Source organism: Arthrobacter sp. ok362 (assembly GCF_900102785.1).
Classification (GTDB): Bacteria; Actinomycetota; Actinomycetes; order Actinomycetales; family Micrococcaceae; genus Arthrobacter.
In genome coordinates this window covers 98,412-118,380 of sequence record NZ_FNGC01000006.1, presented here as the reverse complement: position 1 = coordinate 118,380, position 19,969 = coordinate 98,412, and the positions used below count along the sequence as shown (strand labels likewise).

At 67.6% G+C, this 19,969-nt stretch carries 21 protein-coding genes and 1 tRNA gene; 8 read left to right on the top strand and 14 right to left on the bottom strand.

The window, feature by feature from the left end; genetic code table 11:
- The first annotated feature begins 17 nt into the window (after positions 1–17).
- The 3 genes from BLQ10_RS09740 (at position 18) to yaaA (ending at position 2,632) form a co-directional block, all read left to right on the top strand.
- Positions 18–878, top strand: coding sequence for an SPFH domain-containing protein (locus tag BLQ10_RS09740; RefSeq protein ID WP_091561213.1), 861 nt, complete (start codon positions 18–20; stop codon positions 876–878).
- A gap of 30 nt (positions 879–908) precedes the next feature.
- Complete coding sequence (locus BLQ10_RS09735) at positions 909–1,802, top strand: alpha/beta hydrolase (protein WP_091561211.1); 894 nt, start codon at positions 909–911, stop codon at positions 1,800–1,802.
- Positions 1,803–1,867: 65 nt separating this feature from the next.
- Complete coding sequence (gene yaaA, locus BLQ10_RS09730) at positions 1,868–2,632, top strand: YaaA family protein (RefSeq protein ID WP_091561209.1); 765 nt, start codon at positions 1,868–1,870, stop codon at positions 2,630–2,632.
- A gap of 7 nt (positions 2,633–2,639) precedes the next feature.
- Here the strand turns inward: yaaA and BLQ10_RS09725 are convergent, their stop codons facing one another.
- Positions 2,640–3,377 (bottom strand): zinc ribbon domain-containing protein, encoded by a 738-nt coding sequence (locus BLQ10_RS09725; protein WP_091561207.1) that lies wholly within the window; start codon positions 3,375–3,377, stop codon positions 2,640–2,642.
- A gap of 62 nt (positions 3,378–3,439) precedes the next feature.
- Positions 3,440–4,384, bottom strand: coding sequence for a Nif3-like dinuclear metal center hexameric protein (locus BLQ10_RS09720; protein WP_091561205.1), 945 nt, complete (start codon positions 4,382–4,384; stop codon positions 3,440–3,442).
- Positions 4,385–4,483: 99 nt separating this feature from the next.
- Between BLQ10_RS09720 and msrA the strand changes: the two genes are divergently transcribed.
- The 3 genes from msrA (at position 4,484) to epsC (ending at position 6,633) form a co-directional block, all read left to right on the top strand.
- Positions 4,484–5,008 (top strand): peptide-methionine (S)-S-oxide reductase MsrA, encoded by a 525-nt coding sequence (gene msrA, locus BLQ10_RS09715; protein ID WP_091561203.1) that lies wholly within the window; start codon positions 4,484–4,486, stop codon positions 5,006–5,008.
- Positions 5,009–5,073: 65 nt separating this feature from the next.
- Positions 5,074–6,009, top strand: coding sequence for a cysteine synthase A (cysK, locus tag BLQ10_RS09710; RefSeq protein ID WP_091561200.1), 936 nt, complete (start codon positions 5,074–5,076; stop codon positions 6,007–6,009).
- A 39-nt stretch (positions 6,010–6,048) separates the two neighbouring features.
- On the top strand, positions 6,049–6,633 hold the full coding sequence (epsC, locus tag BLQ10_RS09705; RefSeq protein WP_018773413.1) for a serine O-acetyltransferase EpsC: 585 nt from the start codon (positions 6,049–6,051) through the stop codon (positions 6,631–6,633).
- A gap of 24 nt (positions 6,634–6,657) precedes the next feature.
- On the opposite strand, the gene BLQ10_RS09700 is transcribed toward epsC, so the two are convergent.
- The gene (locus tag BLQ10_RS09700) at positions 6,658–7,491 is read right to left on the bottom strand and encodes an oxidoreductase (RefSeq protein WP_091561198.1); all 834 of its coding nucleotides are present in this window, start codon (positions 7,489–7,491) and stop codon (positions 6,658–6,660) included.
- Positions 7,492–7,598: 107 nt separating this feature from the next.
- Entirely contained in the window at positions 7,599–9,035 is a 1,437-nt protein-coding gene (gene gndA / locus BLQ10_RS09695) for an NADP-dependent phosphogluconate dehydrogenase (RefSeq protein WP_091561196.1), read from the bottom strand.
- A gap of 279 nt (positions 9,036–9,314) precedes the next feature.
- Here gndA and BLQ10_RS09690 point away from each other — a divergent pair, with 279 nt between their 5' ends.
- Positions 9,315–10,043, top strand: coding sequence for a FadR/GntR family transcriptional regulator (locus BLQ10_RS09690; RefSeq protein WP_091561195.1), 729 nt, complete (start codon positions 9,315–9,317; stop codon positions 10,041–10,043).
- 41 nt (positions 10,044–10,084) lie between these two features.
- Here the strand turns inward: BLQ10_RS09690 and BLQ10_RS09685 are convergent, their stop codons facing one another.
- Genes BLQ10_RS09685 through BLQ10_RS09675 form a run of 3 tightly spaced genes read right to left on the bottom strand, consistent with a single transcriptional unit; the run spans position 10,085 to position 12,856 of the window.
- Complete coding sequence (locus BLQ10_RS09685; protein WP_091561193.1) at positions 10,085–11,149, bottom strand: L-idonate 5-dehydrogenase; 1,065 nt, start codon at positions 11,147–11,149, stop codon at positions 10,085–10,087.
- Positions 11,149–11,919, bottom strand: coding sequence for an SDR family oxidoreductase (locus BLQ10_RS09680; protein WP_091561191.1), 771 nt, complete (start codon positions 11,917–11,919; stop codon positions 11,149–11,151). Before BLQ10_RS09680 ends, BLQ10_RS09685 begins: the two co-directional genes overlap by 1 nt.
- Positions 11,920–11,932: 13 nt before the next feature.
- Positions 11,933–12,856 (bottom strand): NAD(P)-dependent oxidoreductase, encoded by a 924-nt coding sequence (locus BLQ10_RS09675; protein WP_091561514.1) that lies wholly within the window; start codon positions 12,854–12,856, stop codon positions 11,933–11,935.
- 83 nt (positions 12,857–12,939) lie between these two features.
- Between BLQ10_RS09675 and BLQ10_RS09670 the strand changes: the two genes are divergently transcribed.
- Positions 12,940–14,004, top strand: a complete 1,065-nt coding sequence (locus BLQ10_RS09670) for a D-2-hydroxyacid dehydrogenase (protein WP_091561189.1) — start codon at positions 12,940–12,942, stop codon at positions 14,002–14,004.
- A 323-nt stretch (positions 14,005–14,327) separates the two neighbouring features.
- Here the strand turns inward: BLQ10_RS09670 and BLQ10_RS09665 are convergent, their stop codons facing one another.
- From BLQ10_RS09665 to BLQ10_RS09635, 7 genes are all read right to left on the bottom strand, one after another.
- Complete coding sequence (locus tag BLQ10_RS09665) at positions 14,328–15,677, bottom strand: MFS transporter (RefSeq protein ID WP_091561511.1); 1,350 nt, start codon at positions 15,675–15,677, stop codon at positions 14,328–14,330.
- A 164-nt stretch (positions 15,678–15,841) separates the two neighbouring features.
- On the bottom strand, positions 15,842–16,639 hold the full coding sequence (locus BLQ10_RS09660; RefSeq protein ID WP_091561186.1) for an IclR family transcriptional regulator: 798 nt from the start codon (positions 16,637–16,639) through the stop codon (positions 15,842–15,844).
- Positions 16,640–16,807: 168 nt separating this feature from the next.
- On the bottom strand, positions 16,808–17,638 hold the full coding sequence (locus BLQ10_RS09655; protein ID WP_091561182.1) for a fumarylacetoacetate hydrolase family protein: 831 nt from the start codon (positions 17,636–17,638) through the stop codon (positions 16,808–16,810).
- Between the two features lie 263 nt (positions 17,639–17,901).
- Complete coding sequence (locus BLQ10_RS09650) at positions 17,902–18,192, bottom strand: hypothetical protein (protein WP_175558554.1); 291 nt, start codon at positions 18,190–18,192, stop codon at positions 17,902–17,904.
- A gap of 163 nt (positions 18,193–18,355) precedes the next feature.
- A tRNA-Val gene (locus BLQ10_RS09645) sits at positions 18,356–18,431 on the bottom strand.
- A gap of 90 nt (positions 18,432–18,521) precedes the next feature.
- Positions 18,522–19,454, bottom strand: coding sequence for an NAD-dependent protein deacetylase (locus BLQ10_RS09640; protein ID WP_091561177.1), 933 nt, complete (start codon positions 19,452–19,454; stop codon positions 18,522–18,524).
- 4 nt (positions 19,455–19,458) lie between these two features.
- Positions 19,459–19,956: a peroxiredoxin gene (locus tag BLQ10_RS09635; RefSeq protein WP_091561509.1), complete on the bottom strand. Its 498-nt coding sequence runs from the start codon at positions 19,954–19,956 to the stop codon at positions 19,459–19,461.
- Positions 19,957–19,969: the final 13 nt, after the last annotated feature.

The window sequence follows — 19,969 nt, the reverse complement described above, 5'->3', positions numbered from 1 at the left end:
TCAAGGAAGAGATCCCGATGAACTGGACCGCCATCATCATCTGGCTGCTCGCGATCATCCTGGTGGTTGTTATCGCCAAGATGTCGATCAAGATTGTGCGCCAGTACGAACTAGGCGTCCTGTTCCGGCTGGGCCGGGTGGTCGCGGTCCGGGTGCCCGGCCTGCGGTTCATCATCCCGGTGGTGGACCGGCTTGAGCTGGTGAGCCTTCGGATCGTGACCATGCCGATCCAGTCGCAGGGCATCATCACCCAGGACAACGTCAGCGTCGACATCTCGGCAGTGGCCTATTACAGGGTGGTGGACGCCGTGAAGTCAGTCGTGGCGATCGAAGACGTGGCGGCGGCCATCAACCAGATCGCCCAGACCACCCTCCGGAAGGTCGTGGGCCGGCACAGCCTGGACCAGACGCTGTCGGAGACCGAGCGCATCAACAGCGACATCCGGATAATCCTGGACGCCCTGACCCTGGAATGGGGCGTCGAAGTGACCCTCGTCGAACTCAAGGACATCCAGCTACCCGAGAGCATGAAGCGGGCGATGGCCCGGCAGGCGGAGGCCGAGCGGGAGAAGCGGGCCAAGATCATCGCGGCCGAAGGAGAGGCGATCGCCGCCGTGGCGCTCGGCGCGGCATCTGACACGATGATGGCCCACCCCGTCGCCCTGCAGCTGCGGAATCTGCAGTCCCTCGTGGAGATCGGGGTGGACAAGAACTCAACCGTGGTCTTCCCGGCTCCCCTGATGAGCACCATCGCCGAACTGGCCGCCTTCCTGGCCCGCGAGGACCACGTGGCCAAGACGGCGATGACAGCGACGGCTGCGACGGCGGTGCCAGAGGCACCGACAACGACGCCGGCGCCACCGATCAAGGCCGCGTAGCGTCTGGGCCACTGCGCCTATTATCGAGGAATGGACCAGTCTGCCCTGACCCGGCGCCGGCTGTTTGAGTTAGCAGGAATCGGCCTTGGCGCGTCCGCCCTCACCGCCTGCACTGACGGCATAGCGCCTCCCGAGACGTCTCCGCCGGTGCCAGCCGGCCCGACGCCGACAGCGCCGCCGGCTCCCGCTGCCCCTTTGGCAGTCCGGACCGGCTCAGGTTCATTCGTCTCGGCTTTCCGCCCCGGGATCGCCAGCCATTGGTCCCTGGCTGCACCCGTATTGCCGCCCGGCGGCAGGCCGCCCGAATTTCCCGTGGCCGTCTTCCTTCACGGACTGGGCGGCAGCCACACCGTCCTGCTTGAGGACTTGGCGGCTCATGAAGCCCTCCAACGGCACCTCGACGCCGGCGGCGCGCCCTTCGCGATTGCTGCAGTGGACGGCGGCAACACGTGGTGGCACGCCCGCGCCGACGGCAGCGACACCCAATCGATGCTGGTGAAGGAGTTTGTACCGTTCCTGGGCAGCCAGGGCTACGACCTTGGCAGGATCGGCCTCTTCGGCATCTCCATGGGGGGCTTCGGTTCCCTCCTGCTCGCCTCGCAGGGCCGGCTGCCCGGAGTCCGCGCCGTCGCGGCCATGAGTCCGGCGGTCTGGGACCACTACGACCCACGCGAGGGATCCGCCTTCGACGGGCCGGCCGACTTCGCGGCCCATGATGTGTTCGCGCTCCGGCCCCGCCTCGCGGCGGTGCCCAAGCGGATCGACTGCGGCACCGCGGACGACCTTGCCGCCACGGTTCGTGCATACCGCGCAGGACTGCCTGGCGACCTCGAGGGTGGTTTCCGGCCCGGCGGTCACGACTACGGCTACTGGCGCTCCGTCCTGCCCGCCGTGGTGTCATTCTTGGGCTACAACCTCGCCTGAACCCGCCGCCGCGGACCCCGCCGAACGGCGGCAGCCGCTGAACCCGCCGCCGGTAAGATCGTACGGTGCTAATTCTGCTGCCGCCCTCCGAGGGCAAGACTCCCGCGACGCGCGGGGACGCCGCCGACTGGACCGCCTTGAGCTTTCCCGCCCTCAACAGCTCCCGGGCCAGGGTCCTGGACGCGCTCGGCACGGTCAGCGCCCACGAGGACGCCCTGGCGCTGCTGGGCGTCGGCGCCTCGCTGAGTGCGGACGTCGAACGCAACACCCGCCTGCACGCGGAACCTGCCGCCCCGGCCCACCAGGTGTATTCCGGGGTGCTCTTTGACGCCCTGGGCTACAACTCGCTGACCCCGGCGCAACGGAGGAAGGCCGACGCTTCGGTGCTGGTGGTGTCCGCCCTGTGGGGTGCCATCCGCTTCGCCGATCGCGTGCCCGCCTACCGGCTGTCGATGGGGATCTCGCTGCCCGACGTCGGGCGGCTCGCCTCGTTCTGGAAGCCGCAACTGGGCGACGCCCTGGCGGCAGCCACCACGGGTGAGCTGTTAGTGGACTGCCGGTCCAGCACCTACGCCGCGGCCTGGACTCCCCCGCCGGAACAGACGGTGGCCGTGAACGTCTTCACCGAGACCGCCGGCGTGCGCAAGGTGGTCAGCCACTTTGCCAAGCACACCCGGGGCGAGCTGGCACGGCATTTGCTCAGCCGCAGGGGCAAGGCGCCCCAAACCCCGGCGCAGCTGCACAGGGCCGCGGCCGAGAAATGGGATGCGGAACTTATCGAGGGCACGGCCCGGAAGCCGCACACCCTGAACATCATCCTGCCGGGCTAGGAACCGCTCAGGCCCACTCCGCCGAGCGGACCAGGATGCAGCCGGAGTCCGGGCAGAACACGATGTCGTCCTCGGCCGCGGCCTTGATCTCGGCCAGATCGCCGGGGCTGAGGTGCATGCCGGAGCCTTCCGAGGTGCCGTGGAAGAGCCGGGCAGCGCCGACGCCGCGCTTGGCCAGGGTCTTCTCGTAGACGGCGAGCATTCCGGCGTCGAGTTCCGCGGCGAACTCGGCGCGCTGCCCGCGCACGACGGTGGCTTCGGCGGCGATCTCGGCCAGCTGCTCGTCCAGCTCGGCACGGATGGAGCCGAAGGAGCCCTGGATGTCGTCCACGATCTGCTGCTGCGCCCCTTGGCGGGCGCGGAGCGAGTCGAGCCGTTCGAGGACTTCGAGCTCGACGTCCTCGAGGTCCGAGCGGCGCTTGTTCAGTGAGACGAGGTCGCGCTGCAGGGCGACAAGGTCCTTGGACAGGCCCGTGCCGCTGTTGAGCCGCGCCTCGTCGCGTTCGATCCGGGAAGCAACCTGTTCGACGTCGGCCTCTGAGCGCTTGAGTTCGAGTTCGGCGTCGTGGACGGCCATCTTCGCGGCGCCGAGCTCACCGTTGGCCACGCTGAGGGCGGCTTCCAGGTCGGTGATCCGGGAGTCGCTTTCAAGGCTTCGTCGGCGGTTGGACAAGGACTTGAGCTTGGCATCGAGTCCCTGCAATTCGAGCAACTTCAACTGTTCCGCCGGTGCTGCCTTGGCCACTATTTACCTCCGCTAAATCCAAACCGGCCGAAGCCGGGCACCGTATCGGCGCTCCCTAGACTCTAGTCCCCGCCCGGAGTCAGAATGAAGTCCCACGGGTCGCTGTTGGTGGTACTGACCCGGATCTGGACGTCATGGCCCTGGTCGGTGAGCACGTTGCCCAGCGCTTCGGCGGCCGCAGGCAGCCACAGCCATTCGCTGGCGAAGTGGGACACATCGATCAGGTACGGCCGGTCGTTCACCGCCGCCTCCCGGGCTTCCGATGCCGGGTGGTGGCGCAGGTCCGCCGTCACGTAGACGTCCGCGTTGCTTGCCCGCACCTCGCCAAAGAGGGAGTCCCCGGCGCCACCGCAGACAGCCACGCGCCGGATCAGTCCGTCCCGGTCCCCCGATACCCGGACGCCGCCCGCCACCGAGGGCAGGATGCCGAACACGCGGGCAGCGAAATCACCCAGCGTCAGGACTTCTTCGAGGTCGCCGACGCGGCCGATGCCTTCCTCGGGGAGCCCGTTCGCGGCGGGGGTCAGCGGGGCCACGTTCTGCAGGCCCAGCGCGTCGGCCAGGACGTCGGAGACCCCCCCGACGGCGGAGTCACCGTTGGTGTGCACGGTCATCAGCGCGGTCCCGGACTCGATGAGGCGGTGCACGGCCTTGCCCTTGGCCGTGTTCGCCGCGACGGACGTCACGCCCTTGAGCAGCAGCGGATGGTGCGTGATGAGCAGTTCGGCACCGAAGTCGATGGCTTCCTCGATCACATCGATGGACGGGTCGACTGCGAACATGACCCTGTGCACCTCGGCGCCCGGGTGGCCCGCCACGAGGCCCACCTCGTCCCAGTCCTCGGCCAGCGATTCGGGCCAGAGTTCCTCCACCGCCAGCTGGATCATGCCCAGCGTCACTGTCCCCAGGGTCTCAGGGCCGCGCGCCTCCCCGGGGCCGGTATCGCCGTCGACGGCGGCAGCAGGGCCGTCGGATTCCGCTGAAACATCGGTGTTCACAGGTTCCATACCCCCATTTTTACCCTATCCGCGGGCGGCCCGGTCACTCGTAACACTCTCGTAAGGTGGGCGGGGAATCATCGGGGCCCTCGAACCATTGAACACATCATGAGAACTTTTGTCCTCGGCGGAGGCTGCTTTTGGTGCCTCGACGCCGTCTACCAGAAAACCAAGGGCGTCAGCTCGGTCGTCTCGGGCTACACCGGAGGCCATGACCACAACCCCGACTACTACTCCGTGTGCTCCGGGACCACTGGCCACGCCGAGGCGGTGGCGGTGACGTTCGATGAGGACGTCATTCCCGCCGAGGTCATCCTGGACATGTTCTTCGCCCTCCACGACCCCACCACGCTGAACCGGCAGGGCTACGACGTCGGGACCCAGTACCGCTCCTCGATGTTCTACGAGACCACCGAGGAAAAGATCCTGTTCGAGGAGGCGATCGAACGGAACCAGGCCCTGTGGCGGCATCCGATCGTCACCGAGGTCAGCCGGCTGCCAAAGTTCCATGTGGCCGAGGAAATCCACCAGGACTTCTTCGCCAAGTACCCCGAACAGGGCTACTGCCAGGTCATCATCAACCCCAAGCTGGCCAAGGCGAGGAAATATTACTCTGCATGGCTTAATGCTTAGCTAGGGCCTGTGGCCGCTCGTTAGGCTGACCTCAGTCAACCCTCTTCAAAGACAGGCATACATACATGGCACCGATCTATGACGATGTAACCCAGCTGGTGGGCGGAACTCCGCTGGTCCGGCTGAACCGGCTGACCGAAGGCCTTGACGCCACCGTGGCCGTCAAGCTGGAGTTCTACAACCCGGCCAACAGCGTCAAGGACCGGATCGGCGTCGCCATCATCGATGCCGCCGAGAAGTCCGGTGCCCTCAAGCCCGGCGGCACCATTGTCGAAGGCACGTCCGGCAACACCGGAATCGCGCTGGCCATGGTGGGCGCGGCCCGCGGCTACAGGGTCATCCTGACCATGCCGGAAACCATGTCCACCGAGCGCCGGGTCATGCTGCGTGCTTACGGCGCCGAGATTGTCCTGACCCCCGGCTCCGAGGGCATGCGCGGAGCCGTGGAGAAGGCCCAGGAGATCGTGGCCAACACGGAGAACTCCATCTGGGCCCAGCAGTTCGCCAACGAGGCCAACCCGGAGGTCCACCGCCGCACCACGGCCGAGGAAATCTGGGCCGACACCGACGGCAAGGTGGACATCTTCGTCGCCGGCGTTGGCACCGGCGGCACCGTCACCGGTGTCGGCCAGGTCCTGAAGGAACGCAGGCCGGAGGTCCAGATCGTCGCCGTCGAGCCGAAGGACTCCGCCATCCTCAACGGCGGAGCCCCGGGCCCGCACAAGATCCAAGGCCTCGGCGCGAACTTCGTCCCCGAAATCCTGGACACCAATGTCTATGACGAGGTCATCGACGCCACGCTGGAAGATTCCGTCCGCGTCGCGCGTGATCTCGGCATCAAGGAAGGCATCCTGGGCGGCATCTCCTCCGGCGCCATCGTCTGGGCGGCCCTGGAGCTCGCCAAGCGGCCGGAGAACGCCGGTAAACTCATTGTTGCTGTGGTTTGCGACTTTGGTGAGCGCTACATCTCCACCGTGCTGTATGACGACATCCGCGGCTAAGTCCCTGCCGCTGTCCCACGATTTCCCAGAAAGGTCTTTGTGAGCTTCTTCGCAAGACTGAAGGAAGACCTCGACGCCGCCCGGTCCCACGACCCGGCGGCTCGAGGTTCTTTTGAGAACTTCTTCGCCTATTCCGGCCTGCACGCGATCTGGTTCCACCGCCTGACGCACCGGCTGTGGCAAAACCCGGCCCTGCGGTTCCCGGCGCGGCTCATCTCCCAGCTCGCCCGGTTCCTCACCGGCATCGAGATCCACCCTGGCGCGACCATCGGCCGGCGCTTCTTCATCGACCACGGCATGGGCGTGGTCATCGGCGAAACCGCCGAGATCGGCGAGGACGTCATGATCTACCACGGCGTGACCCTCGGCGGCCGCTCCCTCGCCAAGATCAAACGCCACCCCACCATCGAGGACCGCGTGGTGATCGGCGCCGGGGCCAAGATCCTTGGCCCCATCACCATCGGCCGGGACAGCGCCGTCGGCGCCAACGCCGTGGTGGTCAAGGACGCCCCGGCCGAATCAATCGTCACCGGCGTGCCCGCCACCTGGCGGCACCGCGACGCGCAGCGCGAGACCAAGCCCGCAGTCGACCCGGCCGAATACCTGATCGAATACCGGATCTAGGCCGAATACCGGATCCAGCCGTTCCTACCCGGGGAACCGCTTGTAGATGTTCCAGAGGACGGCGTCGAACGCCCGGTCCGGCAGCAAGTGGCGCAGCAGCAGGATCCCCCGGGCGCTGGCCCCCACCGGGTAGCGTGTCTTGGGCCGCCGCGCCGTCGCCGCGTGCAGGATCGCCTCGGCCGCGAGCTCAGGCCGCGCCGAGGTTGCCGCGTTGTCCGTAGTGGCCAGGGCGGCCGCCACCACCTTGGCCTGGGCCCCATACGGGCCACTCCCGGAACTGGCCAGCAGCCCCTGCGCCGCGATGGCGCCCCACTCGGACTGCGTCCCGGCGGGCTCGATGATGGCCACGTCAATGCCGTGAGGCTTGAGCTCGAGCCGCAGCGAATCGCTTAGGCCCTCCACTGCAAACTTGGTCGCGTGGTACCAGGCGCCCAGCGGCTCGTACATTTTGCCGCCGATCGATGAGATATTGATGATCCTGCCCGCACGTGCGGCCCGCATGGCGGGGATCACGAGCTGCGTCATGCGCGCCAGGCCGAAGACGTTCACGTCGAACTGCCGCCGCCCTTCGGCCAGCTCCACCTCCTCGAGCGAACCGTACGTCCCATAGCCGGCGTTGTTGACCAGGACGTCGATCCGGCCGTGCGCGGCCAGCACTTCCCCGACGGCGGCGCTCATCGAGTCCTCATCCGTCACGTCCAGGGCCATCACCTTGACGCCGGAGGCCAACAGCGGCTCCATTTTCTCCACCCGCCGGGCCCCGGCATAGACCGCGAAGCCGGCCGCGGCAAGCTTCTTCGCGGTTTCAAAACCGATCCCGGTGGACGCACCGGTGACAAACGCTACGGGCTGGGGCATGGGCAAAACTCCTTGGGCGCTGAACTCCTTGGGCAGGAGCGGTGCGGAAACACGGACGGCCGGCGCCTCCCAGAGTATCTGGAAAGGGCCGGCCGTCCGTGGTGCGGCTAGTGGGTGTCGACTGCCTCGATCTCGGACTTGTCCTCGCCCCAGAGGGTGTGGAACGTGCCCTCGGCATCGACGCGGCCGTAGGTGTGCGCACCGAAGAGGTCGCGCTGGCCCTGGATGACGGCGGCCGGCAGGCGCTTGCGGCGCAGGCCGTCGTAGTAGGCCAGCGAGGAGGAGAACACCGGAACCGGGATGCCGAGCTGCACGGCGGTGGACACCACGCGGCGCCAGGCCGGGAGGACCTCGGCGATCGCCTTGGTGAACGCCGGGGCGAAGAGCAGGTTGGCCGGCTTCTCCGCCGCGGCGTAGGCCTTGGTGATCTCCTTGAGCAGTTCGGCGCGGATGATGCAGCCGCCGCGCCACAGCGAGGCGATTTCATCCAGCTTCAGGTCCCAGCCGTATTCCTTGGCCGCGGAGGTGAGCATGTCCAGCCCCTGGGCGTAGGAGACCAGCTTCGAGGCGTAGAGCGCCTGGCGGACGTCTTCGACGAAGCTCTCGGGGACCTCGACGGCGGCCTCGCCGCCGGCCAGCAGTTCCTGGGCCAGCACACGCTGCTCCGCCTGCGAGGACAGGGCACGGGCGAAGACGGACTCTGCGATGCCCGAGGTCGGGGAGCCGAGCTCGAGCGCGGAGATGACCGTCCAGCGGCCGGTGCCCTTCTGGCCGGCAGCATCCACCACGACGTCGACGAACGGCTTGCCGGTCTTCGCATCAACGTGGCCGAGCACCTCGGCGGAGATTTCGATCAGGAACGAGGCGAGGTCGCCCTTGTTCCACTCTTCGAAGATCTTGGCCTGCTCGGCCGGTTCGATCCCGGCGCCGGAGCGCAGGAGGTCGAAGGCCTCGCCGATGACCTGCATGTCGGCGTATTCGATGCCGTTGTGGACCATCTTGACGAAGTGGCCGGCGCCGTCGGTGCCGATCCAGGCGCAGCAGGGCTGGCCGTCGACGTGGGCGGCGATCTTTTCCAGCAGCGGGCCGAGGGCGTCATAGGACTCCTTGGAGCCACCGGGCATGATCGAGGGGCCCTTGAGGGCGCCTTCCTCGCCACCGGAGACGCCGATGCCGACGAAGTGCAGGTCTTTCTTGGCGAGCGCGGCCTCGCGGCGGCGGGTGTCCTCGTAGTGCGAGTTGCCGGCGTCGATGATGATGTCGCCCGCCTCCAGGAGCGGCTCGAGCTGCTCGATCACGGAATCGACCGGCTTGCCGGCCTTGACCATGATCAGCACGCGGCGCGGCTTCTCCAGCGAATCAACGAGTTCCTGGAGGGTCTCCGTGCGGACGAAGTCGCCCTCGTCGCCGTACTTGGCGAGCAGGGTGTCTGTCTTTTCCACCGACCGGTTGTGCAGGGCAACGGTGAAGCCGTTCCGGGCCAGGTTGCGTGCGAGGTTGGCCCCCATCACCGCGAGGCCGGTAACACCGATGTGTGCTGACATCAAAACTCCAATTCATTTCTGTACACCCATGATTTCTGTAGACCATGTATGCACGGCGGTTCATCTAAGACGTTCATTTAGGACTCGGGCAGGTTGCGCCGCAGAGGGCGGAACCCCGCTTGAGGATTTGTGGCTGTCCATAAACCATATGTATTTCCGCGGGCTGCGGGAAAGCAGCGCCCACGTAGCGGAATACTGCGCGTCATAAACAGTCTATGATCACAGGCGCCCGCCCCGCCGGTCGGCCTGGAGCGGGCCCGCAGCATTATGCTTACGACTATGTCAATCAGCCTCCATCATCGTGCCATTGAGCACCTCGGGACCCGGATCGTGGCCGGCGAGCTGCCGGCCGGGCACGTCATGCTTGCCGAGCACCTTGAGGACGAGCTCAAGGTCTCCCGCTCGGTGGTCCGGGAGGCCGTCCGGGTCCTCCAGTCCCTCGGCCTGGTTGAGACAATCAAGCGGGTCGGCATCCGGGTGCTGCCCTCGAACCGGTGGAACCCGTTCGATCCGCTCGTGATCCGCTGGCGCCTGGCCGGCGAGGGCCGCGGCGCCCAGCTGCGCTCCCTGGCCGAGCTCCGCACCGCCGTCGAACCGGTGGCCGCCGAACTGGCAGCGGCCAACGCCCCCGAGGAGCTCCGCCGGGAGCTCGTGGAGATCTCGCACGCCATGCGCGATGCCGGGCAGGCCGGGGACGTGCCCCGGTTCCTGGAGCTGGACATCCTGTTCCACTCCCTGTTGCTGACCGGCTCCGGCAACGAGATGTTCGCCAACATGGTGGGCCAGGTGACCGAGACGCTGACCGGACGCACCATCCACGGCCTGATGCCGGACCACCCGCGGGAGACGGCGCTGCAGTGGCACGTGGAGGTCGCCGAGGCCATCGCCGCCGGGGATGCCGCCGCCGCGCGCGAGGCCTCGAACCGGATCATGCGCGAGACCATCTCGGAGATGGAGCCGAGCTGGAAGAACCAGCCGCGGGTGTTTGTCCCGGTCGAGCGGCACTAGCGCGCCGGTCGCGGCCCGGGCCTCGACGACGGCGGCGCGCCTCACGCCGGGGCCGGCCGGAAGTCCAGCAGGACCTTCCCGGAAACAGCCGCGTTCCTGGCGACCTCGAACGCTTCCAGTCCGCGGTCCAGCGTAAAGGCGTGGGTGACCACGGGATCCACCAGCAGCGATCCGTCGGCCAGCGCACCGAGGACCTCATCGAGTTCGTCGTTGAAGCGGAACGAGCCCAGCAGTTCCAGCTCGCGCGTGATGGCCAGGGAGATCAGCACGGGCTGCGGGCCGGAGGGCAGGAGCCCCACCATGACCACCCTGCCGCCGCGGACCGCGCCTTTGATCGCCGAGGCCAGGCCCTGGTGGCTGCCGGAGGACTCGATGACGACGTCCGCCTCCACCGCCGCGATCGCCTCGGCGTCGTCCCCTTTGAGGACGGCGTCAGCTCCCACGGCACGGGCTATTTCCAGCGGCCTGTCGTGCATGTCCACGGCCACGATCCGCCGCGCGCCGGCGCGCTTGAGGACGGCCACCGCCAGGGCCCCGATGGGACCGCTGCCGATCACCAGCGCCGTCTTTCCCGCCACATCCCCGGCACGCGACACGGCGTGCCAGGCAACGCTGGCCGGTTCCGCCAGGGCCGCGGTCCGCAGTTCCAGCCCCGCCGGCAGCGGCCGCAGCATCCGGGCAGGCAGGGTGGCATAGCGGCTGAAAGCCCCGTCCGTGTGGGGAAAGCGCGCGGCGCTGCCCAGGTAGGTGCAGCCGGGTGAAAGGTTGGGGCGGTCCTCGGGGTACCGGGCGCCGCCCGGACCCGGCGTGGCGGGATGCACCGCGACGGGCGTGCCGGGCGCGGGCCCCGAGCCGTCCGCGGCGGCGCGGATCACGGTTCCCACGATCTCGTGGCCCAGGACCAGGGGTGCCTTGAGGACGGATTCCCCTGCGGCACCGTGCAGCCAGTAGTGCAGGTCGGAGCCGCAGATGCCGCCGAAGGCGACTTCGATGACGGCTTCATCGGGCGCCGGCGCGGACACGGGAATGTCCTCGATGCGCAGATCGCCCGCCGCGTGGGCCACCACGGCCGCGGCCGTGGCCGGAAGTGCTGCCGCGGCGCCCATCAGACCACCACCGTCATTCCGCCGTCGATGAAGATCGTCTGGCCGTTCACGAAGTCCGAGCCGCTGGAGGCCAGCCACACCGCCGGGCCGGCCAGGTCCTGCACGGTCCCCCACCGGTGCGCCGGGGTCCGGCCCAGGATCCAGGAGTTGAAAGCCTCGTCGTCCACGAGGTTCTGCGTCATCTCGGTGTGGATGTAGCCCGGGGCGATGCCGTTGATCTGCAGCCCCGAACCGGCCCATTCCGCGGTCATGGCCCGGGTCAGGTTCCGCAGGCCGCCCTTGGCCGCAACATAGGGGGCGATGGTGGGCCGGGCAAGGTCCGTCTGGACCGAGCAGATGTTGATGATCTTGCCCCGGCCGCGGGGAATCATGTGCCGGGCCGCCGCGCGCCCCACCAGGAAGGCGCTGGTCAGGTCCGTGGAGATCACCCGCTCCCAGTCGGCGACGTCGAGCTCCAGCATCGGCACCCGGTGCTGGATCCCGGCGTTGTTCACCAGGATCTCCAGCGGCCCCACGTTCTCCTCCACCCAGGCGACGCCCCGGGCCGCCTCGGCGTCATTGGTGACGTCGAAGGCGCAGCTGTGCACCCGGCCCGGCGGGTAGTCCGCGGCCATTGCGGCTTCGGCGGCCTTGAGCCGCTCGGCGTTGGTGCCGTTGAGCACAACGGTGGCGCCGGCGTCGGCCAGTGCCCGGGCCAGGGCGTTGCCGATCCCCCGGCTGGAGCCGGTGACCAGTGCGGTCCGGCCTGTCAGGTCAAAAAGTCCATTCATGGTTCGCTGATCCTCAATTGGTCTTTGCTGCTGGGTTGTCACGTGGGTAGTCGCTGAGGTTGGAGATGGTTTGCCGCACGGCGGCGAGGTCCCGGTCCCCCAGCCCCTGGCGCTTGAGTTCCGCATAGAGCTCGACGCCGGCGGCCGCCATCGGTACTGCGGCACCGGCCGCCGCGGCGCTTTCGAGCACGAAGGACAAGTCCTTGTGCATGAACTTGGCGGGTCCGGTGGGCTCGTAGTTCCTGGCGGCGAGCCGTGGCCCCACGATGTCCAGAACCCGGCTGCCGGCCAGTCCGCCCGCGAGCACCTCGTAGAGGGCAGGTACGTCCATGCCGGAGCGTTCGGCGAGTTCCGCGGCCTCGGCGAGCGCCGCCGTCGTGGTTCCCACGATCAGCTGGTTGCATGCCTTGGCGAGCGACCCCGCACCCAGCGGTCCCAGCCGCCGCACAATGCTGCCCATCGCGCTGAAGAGCGGCAGGAGCCGGCGGAAGTCGTCTTCGCTGGCGCCTGCCATGATGGCGAGGGTTCCGTCCACCGCACCTTTTGTGCCGCCGCTGACGGGCGCATCGACGACGACGGCGTTGCCTCCGCTCGCCTCCGCGACCCGTGCCCCGAATTCCTGCACCGCGGACGGCGAGACGCTGCTCATGACCACCACCGCGGTGCCGGGGGCGGGCGGCCTGGCGCTCCAGCCGGCCAGGAGCGCGGCGCTGGCATCCTCGATGTCGGACAGATCCGGGAGCATGAAGACAATGACGGGGTGGTCGCGGAGAGCCTCGACCACGGCCACCCTGGATCCGCCCCGGGCCTCGAAGGCATCCAGTGCCGCCGGCGACCGGTTCCAGGCACTGACGGCCCACCCTGCCGCGACGAGGTTGGCGGCCATCGGCGCGCCCATCAGTCCGAGGCCGACAAAGCCGGCCTCCTTGCGGTCCATCTCCATGCTGCCTCACTCCGTCGTGGTAAATCCCTCGTGGGTAAATCTTCGAAACTTGTTCAGCATTCTAGCCTCTATTCAGTATGATGAACACTATGACGACCAAAACCACCGTCGCGATCGCCGTCCCGCTCGAAGCAGAGCTGGTGGAACGCATCCGCGCCGTAGATCCGTCCGTGACCGTTCTCTACGAGCCCGGGCTCTTGCCGCCGGAACGCTTTCCCGCCGACCATGCGGGCGATCCGGACTTCCGCCGGACGCCGGAGCAGGAAGAGCGCTACTGGGATATGCTCAACAAGGCCCAGGTCCTGTACGGGCTCCCCAACGAAAGCCCGGCGGGCCTCGCCAGGATCGCCGGCAGCAATCCCCGGCTTGAGTGGATCCATGCCATGGCGGCCGGCGCCGGCGGCGCCGTGAAGGCCTCGGGACTGGACGCCGCGACGCTGCAGAAGTTCAAGGTCACGACCTCGGCCGGAGTGCACGCCCTGCCGCTCGCCGAGTTCGCCGCCCTCGCCATCCTCAACGGCTTCAAGCGCAGCGCGGAACTGGCACAGGACCAGGCCGCCAAGCTCTGGCCCGAACTCCGCACGCCCACCCGCCTGGTCAACGGCTCCCGCCTGGTGGTCACCGGGCTCGGCGAGATCGGGCTCGAGACCGCACGGATCGCCCGCGCCCTGGGCATGCGCGTCAGCGGCACCAAGCGGACCGTGGAGACCATCGACGGGATAGAGGTGGTCACGGACAACGACGGCCTCGCCGGCCTGCTCGGCACCGCAGACGCCGTCGTCAACACCCTTCCCGGCACGCCGTACACCGAAAAACTCTTCAACCGCGAAGTCTTCGCTGCCATGAAGCCCGGAACGGTCTTCGTCAACGTGGGCCGTGGCACCGTGGTGGATGAAGAGGCACTCCTGGAGGCGCTCGGGAACGGCCAGGTCTCCTATGCCTGCCTGGACGTGTTTGCCGTGGAGCCGCTCCCGCAGGACAGCCCGCTGTGGACACACCCCAGGGTGATGGTGTCCCCGCACACTTCGGCCCTCAGCGCAGCCGAAAACCGGCTGATCGCCGAACGCTTCTGCAGCAACCTGCGGACCTACCTCGACGGCGGCGAACTCCCCCACCTCGTGGACACGGTGCACTTCTACTGAGTCAGCTCCTTCCCATCCTTGCGGCCCGCGCGGCGGCGCACACCCGGGCGGCCTCTCCGGAAACGGAGGGGCCGCCCTTTGCTGTCGACGCGCTTCCTGCCCGGCGCGGCGGCTTCCGCTCGGCGACGCGCTTCCTGCCCGGCGAGGCGGCTTCCGCTCGGCGCCGCGCATAGTGCCCGTCGACGCCGGTATTCGGTAGCGCCGTGTATTTCGCGCGTCGCCAGGCGCTTCCCGAGGCGCAGAAACGGCCGTGGCCCCTTCCTTGGTGGAAGGGGCCACGGCCTGGGGTCCTGCAGGCAGCGTGCCGATAAGGGCGGGTGCGCCTAGTGCGCGTCCTCCGTCAGGAGGAGGTCGCGTCCCACCGTCTCGGGCGTGAAGAACGTGGTGACGAACGAGATCAGCGCAAGCACCAGCGAATAGATGGCGAGCACCAGCCAGGAATGGTCCGTGGCGGCCAGCAGCGCGGCTCCCACCAGCGGGACCAGTCCGCCGGCGAGGACGGCGGAGAGTTCGCGGCTCATGGCCACGCCGGTGAAGCGGTACTGCGAGCCGAAGAGTTCCGGCAGCAGCGGGCACTGCGGGCCGAGCATGGACTGAACGCCGAGGGCGATGCCCACCACCATGACGATCCACACGAGCGTGACGTTGCCCAGCGTCACCAGATAGAACGCCGGCAGCGCGATGAGCGCCTGGAAAAGCGCACCGTAGCGGTAGACGGGCACGCGGCCAAACCTGTCGGACAGCGCACCGAACGTGATCACCATGACGGCGGCGAAGCCTGCGGCGATGAGCAGGCCGACCGGTCCGATGAACTTGTCGCCGGGAAAAACGCCGTCCTTTGCCGCCAGGAACGCGATGAGCAGGGCGGAGTAGATCGAGGAGTTTCCGTTTTCGCCCATCCGCAGGCCGATGCCGATCAGCACGTTCTTCTTGGAGTGCTTCCACAGCTGGCCGACGGGGTTCTTGACCACGTTCTTGTGCTTCTCCAGCTCCTGGAAGACGGGCGTTTCCTTCAGCCGGAGCCGAATGAAGATGGCCACCGCAACCAGGAGCACGCTGGCCAGGAAGGGCATCCGCCACAGCCAGCCTTCCAGGACGGCCTTGTCCGCCATGGCAATGAGCGCAAACGTTCCGGCGCCGAGCAGGGTGCCCAGCTGGATGCCGACGAACGGGAGCGAGGCGAAGAAGCCACGACGGCGGCGCGGTGCGACCTCGGAAATCAAGGTGGTGGCGCCGGCCTGTTCAGCACCGGCACCCAATCCCTGCAGGATGCGCAGGGTCACCAGGAGCACGGCGCCAAGCATGCCCGCCTGTTCGTAGGTCGGCAGCAGGCCGATGGCAAAGCTGGCGGTCCCCATCAGGCCAATGGTGAGGATGAGGACCATCTTGCGGCCGAACCGGTCGCCGATGTACCCGAAGACCATTCCGCCGAAGGGCCGGGCCGCGAAGCCGACGCCGTATGTGGCGAAGGATGCAATCAGGGCCCCGTCCTCGCCGAGCGGCTTGAAGAACAGCGGGCCGAAGATCAGGGCCGAGGCCAGGCCGTAGATGTAGAAGTCGTAGTACTCCAGCGCGGAGCCCACGGAGCTGGCAAGCGTTGCCCGTCGCAGCTGTTCCGGATCGACGACGGCGCCGTCCGCTTCAGCGAGCGGTGTATTAGTACTAGTTGTCACAAGCACTCCCTCAAGAACACTCCAGACCCCCGTTGGTCTGGTGGGACGTGAGCAACCCTCTACGGGCCAATCACTATGCTGAACAGCGTACAGCATGATGATCAACTAGCCAATTAATAATCAGATTTATTCGCGGTACCCCGGACAGCCCGACGTTTCGGGTGCTAGCCCATGGGATTGCCGAGGGACCGGGCGAGGTCCTGGAGTTCCTTCACCATCATGGCGCCCTGCTCCTGCGAGTACGTCGCCTTGAGTGCGGTGACCGAGAGGCCGAGGCTGGGGCCGTGTGCGCCGCGCGTCGGGACGGCCACAGCCAGGCACACGACGCCGGTGGTGGATTCCTCGTCCTCGAACGCGTACCCCTGCTCCCGGATGACGGCGAGTTGCGCCTTGAGCTCGGCTCCCGTGCGCAGCGACTTCGGGGTCAGGACCGGCAGTTCGGCGTCGTCGGGGAACATCTCGTCGACGTCGTGGTCATGCAGCCGCGCCATCAGCGCCTTGCCCACGGCGCAGAGGGAGACCGGCATCTTGTCGCCGATGTTGGACGTCAGGCGTACCGCCGGGTGTCCTTCGTAGCGGGCGAGGTAGATGACATTTGTTCCATCCAACATGGCGATCCGGACCGTCTCCCCCGAAAGCGTCGGAGCCTGTTCACAGAACCGGTAGAACTCCTGGACCTCGTCGAGGCGGCTGAGGTACGCCGCACCCAGCTCAACCAATTTGCGGCCCAGGGTGAACTCCGCGCCCTGGCGGTTGATAAGCCTGGCCTCCTCGAGCGCGAGCAGGAGGTTGGAGGTTGAGGACTTCGGAATTCCCAGCTCCCTGGCCAGATCACTGAGCGTGAGGCGTCCGGTCGCTGATGCGGCCAGGGCTTCCAGCACGGCGGCGGCACGGGTGACAGCCGGCGCGGGTGAGGCGCTCCCCAATCCGTCGGAGGTTCGGGAAACTCGGGAATCGGCCATGATTCTCCTTCAGGTATCGCGCGCATGTCGCCGCGCCACTCGTTCGAATGCCGTCCAGTCAGCTGAACAGTAACCATCATAATGTCTGGTGCCGTGGATTGGGACCCGGCTGGCGCCGTTCGCCCGCGGTTCCCCTGTCAGCGCTCCTCGTCGTGGACCGCCGGCCTCTCAGGCAGCGGACTCCACGGGATTGGTCAGCTGGCCGATGCCTGCAATGTGGCACGTGACTGAGTCGCCGGGAACGATTGGCGCGCACTCGGCGGGGAATCCCGTCAGGACCAGGTCGCCCGGGTGGAGCGTCATGAAGGAGGTCAGATAGGCAAGGATTTCCTCGACCCTCCACCCGAGATCGGCGGTGCTGGCCGCCTTGAGCTCCACGCCGTTGTGTCTGATTCCGACCGCCAGGTCTTCGCCCGTCAGATCCGTGACGATCCATGGCCCCACGGGCGTGAACGTGTCCTGGCTCTTGGCGCTGATCCACAGCTCGTCGGATTTCTGCAAGTCCCTGGCGGAGACGTCGTTTCCGATCGTGTAGCCCAGGACTGCGCTCCTGGCGTTGCCGGGCGTCAGTCCGCGGGCCCTGCTTCCGACGACGATTGTCAGTTCGGCCTCCGGCTCGACGCGGCCCACGCCCGGGCGGAGTTCAATTGCATCGCCCGGTCCGACCACGCTGGGCGACGCCTTATGGAAGGCCTGCGGCGGAAGGTCGCGGCCCGCGCGGCCGGTATTGTGCGCCATGCCCAGGACGTTGGCCGGGACGCTGGGCGCGAGGAACGTGAATGATGCTTCATCCACCGTCGCGCCGATTTCCCAGCCGCCGCGGGGCCGGCTGCCGGCGTTGGCAGCGGAACCAGGAAACGGGGAGGTGGTTACGGTCCACACCTTGCCGGCCGCACTGCCAAAGTCCGGTGCGTCGTTGGCGACGAAGAAGTGTTCGTCCTCGGCGGCACGGGAAAGGGGGCGGACTCTGGCGATGCGTCGGGCACTCGTGGCGGTCATGAAAACATCCTAGGCGGCAGGGTCCCGGCGCCTGCGATTAGGCCATCGAATGGCCTAATTCTGCGGCGGTGAAACGCCGTCGGTGTTTCACATTTCCAATCGTTCACGGTATATTCGTGTACAAGCCTTCCACCGCGGCATCCCCCAATAGTCGCGGTGGAAGGCTTTTCCAATGCCCGGGTGGCGCCGGTGTCCGGGACCACCAGCGGGAGCCGGCGGGACCGGCCGATCGATGCCGGCCCCAGCCCCTTAGGCCCGGTACCCTAGGCGGCGTCCGCCACCGCCCCCCGCAGCCGCCAGCCGCCGCCGAGGCCGTCCCGGATCAGTTCCATGGTGGTCAGCGCCGATCCGCGGTTGCGGCCAAGCCTTGCCTGGATCTGCCAGACCTCGACGTCCACGCGGCTCAGGCCCTTGGGCATCCGGCGCTCGGCCTCCCACCAGCTGACCCGCTCGAACCAGCGCACCGGCTCGGCCCCGACCAACCATTCCCTGCCCCCGCGGACCACGGCCAGCGGCCGCCCGTCCGGGGCTGTCTTCACCATCACGTGTTCCATGCCCGACATGCTAGGGCGGGGCTCGGACATTTTAGGGGCCGGACAATTTGGGGGCCCGGAGATTTCGGGGCCCGGAGACCGGTGAACCGCGGCCGAACGGATCAACAGGACGCACAAAACCCCGTCCTTGCGGACCATGTGGTCCGGAATGACGGGGTTTTTATGGTGGGTCCTACCGGGATCGAACCGATGACATCCACGGTGTAAACGTGGCGCTCTACCAGCTGAGCTAAAGACCCAAACCGCGGTATCCGCGCCTCAGCGCTTCAACCAACGAACAGCTACTGTACCGGATGTCACCGGCCATGCGCCAATCGGCCAGGGCGTCCCTACAGTGGCGGCAGCTCGGCGGCGAGCCAGGTCAGGGCCCCGCTGACGCCTGCCTCCAACTTGATGGTGGCGAGGTTGTCCCCGCGGGTCGGTCCCTTATTGATGATGACCACGGCTTTGCCCTGCTTCGCCGCGTGGCGGACAAAACGCAGGCCGCTCATCACGGTGAGCGATGAGCCGGCCACCAGGAGCGCCCGGGCCGCGTCAACCATGGCGTAGGAGCGCTCCACGCGGTCCTTGGGCACGTTTTCGCCGAAGTACACGAAGTCTGGTTTCAAGGTTCCCGCGCAGGCGGGGCAGCGGGCGACGACGAACGATTCGATCAGTCCGGAGTCCTCGACTGTGGCATCGGCGTCGGGGGCCATTTCAACTACCCCGGCGGCCTGCGCCCGTTCCAGGAACCCGGGGTTGAGTTCCTCCAGGACACCGGCCAGCATCCGGCGGCTGAACCGCCGCTGGCAGTCCAGGCACACAACCTGGTCGAACCGGCCGTGCAGGTCCACCACGTTGACGCTGCCGGCGTCCTCGTGGAGACGGTCCACGTTCTGGGTGATGAGCCCGGTGAGCAGTCCCCGCTGTTCCAGCCGGGCTACCGCGGCGTGGCCGTCGTTGGGATCGGCCCGGCGCAGGTGCGACCAGCCGATGTGGTTACGGGCCCAGTAGCGTTGCCGGTTTCCGGGTTCGCCGATGAATTCCTGGTAGGTCATGGGGGTCCGCGGCGCGGCGCCGGGCCCCCGGTAATCCGGGATGCCCGAATCCGTGCTCAGGCCGGCGCCGGTCAGCACCGCAAACTGTCGCCCGGACAGGAGGCCGTGGATGTCCTGCAGGATCCCGAGTTCGCTGCACTGGAGCTCCGCGGCGGTCTCGGCTGCCGCGACCGGCGGGAGGCTGGCAAACCCGGTCATGCCGATTCCTGGCCGCCGCTGCCTCACCGGATCAGTTCCCGCCGAGTCCCGCGAGGGCAGTCCGGTATTCGGCAAGGTCCCGGGCCTGGCCGCGGGGATTCACCACGACGTAGCGGACGATTCCCGCCGCGTCGATGATAAAGGTGCCGCGCAGTGCCATGCCGCTCTCAGAGTCGAACACCCCGTACGCCGAGGCCACGGCGCCGTGCGGCCAAAAGTCGGCGAGCAGGTCGAAGCCGTAGCCTTCCTTTTCGGCGTAGGCCCGCTGGGCGAACTTGCTGTCCACCGAGACTGCAAGCACGGCGGCATCGGCATCTTCGAACAGGGCCAGGTTGTCCCGGATTTCGCACAGTTCCCCGGTGCAGATGCCGGAGAAAGCGAAGGGATAAAAGACAATGACTACATTGTGCCCGCGGAAGTCCGAGAGGCGCACGGGTTCGCCGAATTGATTGGCGAGTTCGAAATCCGGGGCGGGATCGCCGATGCCGGGAACGGGCGCCACGGCGGCGGACAGCGTAGCGGCAGACACCGCAGTGGCCTCG

Excerpts from the sequence above, each read along its gene's own strand:
- BLQ10_RS09675 (WP_091561514.1), bottom strand. The coding sequence starts at position 12,856 with ATGGACCGCAAGGAGGCCGGCTTTGTCGGCCTCGGACTGATGGGCGCG.
- BLQ10_RS09735 (WP_091561211.1), top strand. The coding sequence starts at position 909 with ATGGACCAGTCTGCCCTGACCCGGCGCCGGCTGTTTGAGTTAGCAGGA.
- BLQ10_RS09680 (WP_091561191.1), bottom strand. The coding sequence starts at position 11,919 with ATGAATGGACTTTTTGACCTGACAGGCCGGACCGCACTGGTCACCGGC.
- msrA (WP_091561203.1), top strand. The coding sequence starts at position 4,484 with ATGAGAACTTTTGTCCTCGGCGGAGGCTGCTTTTGGTGCCTCGACGCC.
- gndA (WP_091561196.1), bottom strand. The coding sequence starts at position 9,035 with ATGTCAGCACACATCGGTGTTACCGGCCTCGCGGTGATGGGGGCCAAC.
- BLQ10_RS09660 (WP_091561186.1), bottom strand. The coding sequence starts at position 16,639 with ATGGCCGATTCCCGAGTTTCCCGAACCTCCGACGGATTGGGGAGCGCC.
- BLQ10_RS09655 (WP_091561182.1), bottom strand. The coding sequence starts at position 17,638 with ATGACCGCCACGAGTGCCCGACGCATCGCCAGAGTCCGCCCCCTTTCC.
- BLQ10_RS09670 (WP_091561189.1), top strand. The coding sequence starts at position 12,940 with ATGATGAACACTATGACGACCAAAACCACCGTCGCGATCGCCGTCCCG.
- BLQ10_RS09650 (WP_175558554.1), bottom strand. The coding sequence starts at position 18,192 with ATGGAACACGTGATGGTGAAGACAGCCCCGGACGGGCGGCCGCTGGCC.
- BLQ10_RS09720 (WP_091561205.1), bottom strand. The coding sequence starts at position 4,384 with ATGGAACCTGTGAACACCGATGTTTCAGCGGAATCCGACGGCCCTGCT.
- BLQ10_RS09690 (WP_091561195.1), top strand. The coding sequence starts at position 9,315 with ATGTCAATCAGCCTCCATCATCGTGCCATTGAGCACCTCGGGACCCGG.
- cysK (WP_091561200.1), top strand. The coding sequence starts at position 5,074 with ATGGCACCGATCTATGACGATGTAACCCAGCTGGTGGGCGGAACTCCG.
- BLQ10_RS09685 (WP_091561193.1), bottom strand. The coding sequence starts at position 11,149 with ATGGGCGCCGCGGCAGCACTTCCGGCCACGGCCGCGGCCGTGGTGGCC.
- BLQ10_RS09700 (WP_091561198.1), bottom strand. The coding sequence starts at position 7,491 with ATGCCCCAGCCCGTAGCGTTTGTCACCGGTGCGTCCACCGGGATCGGT.
- BLQ10_RS09740 (WP_091561213.1), top strand. The coding sequence starts at position 18 with ATGAACTGGACCGCCATCATCATCTGGCTGCTCGCGATCATCCTGGTG.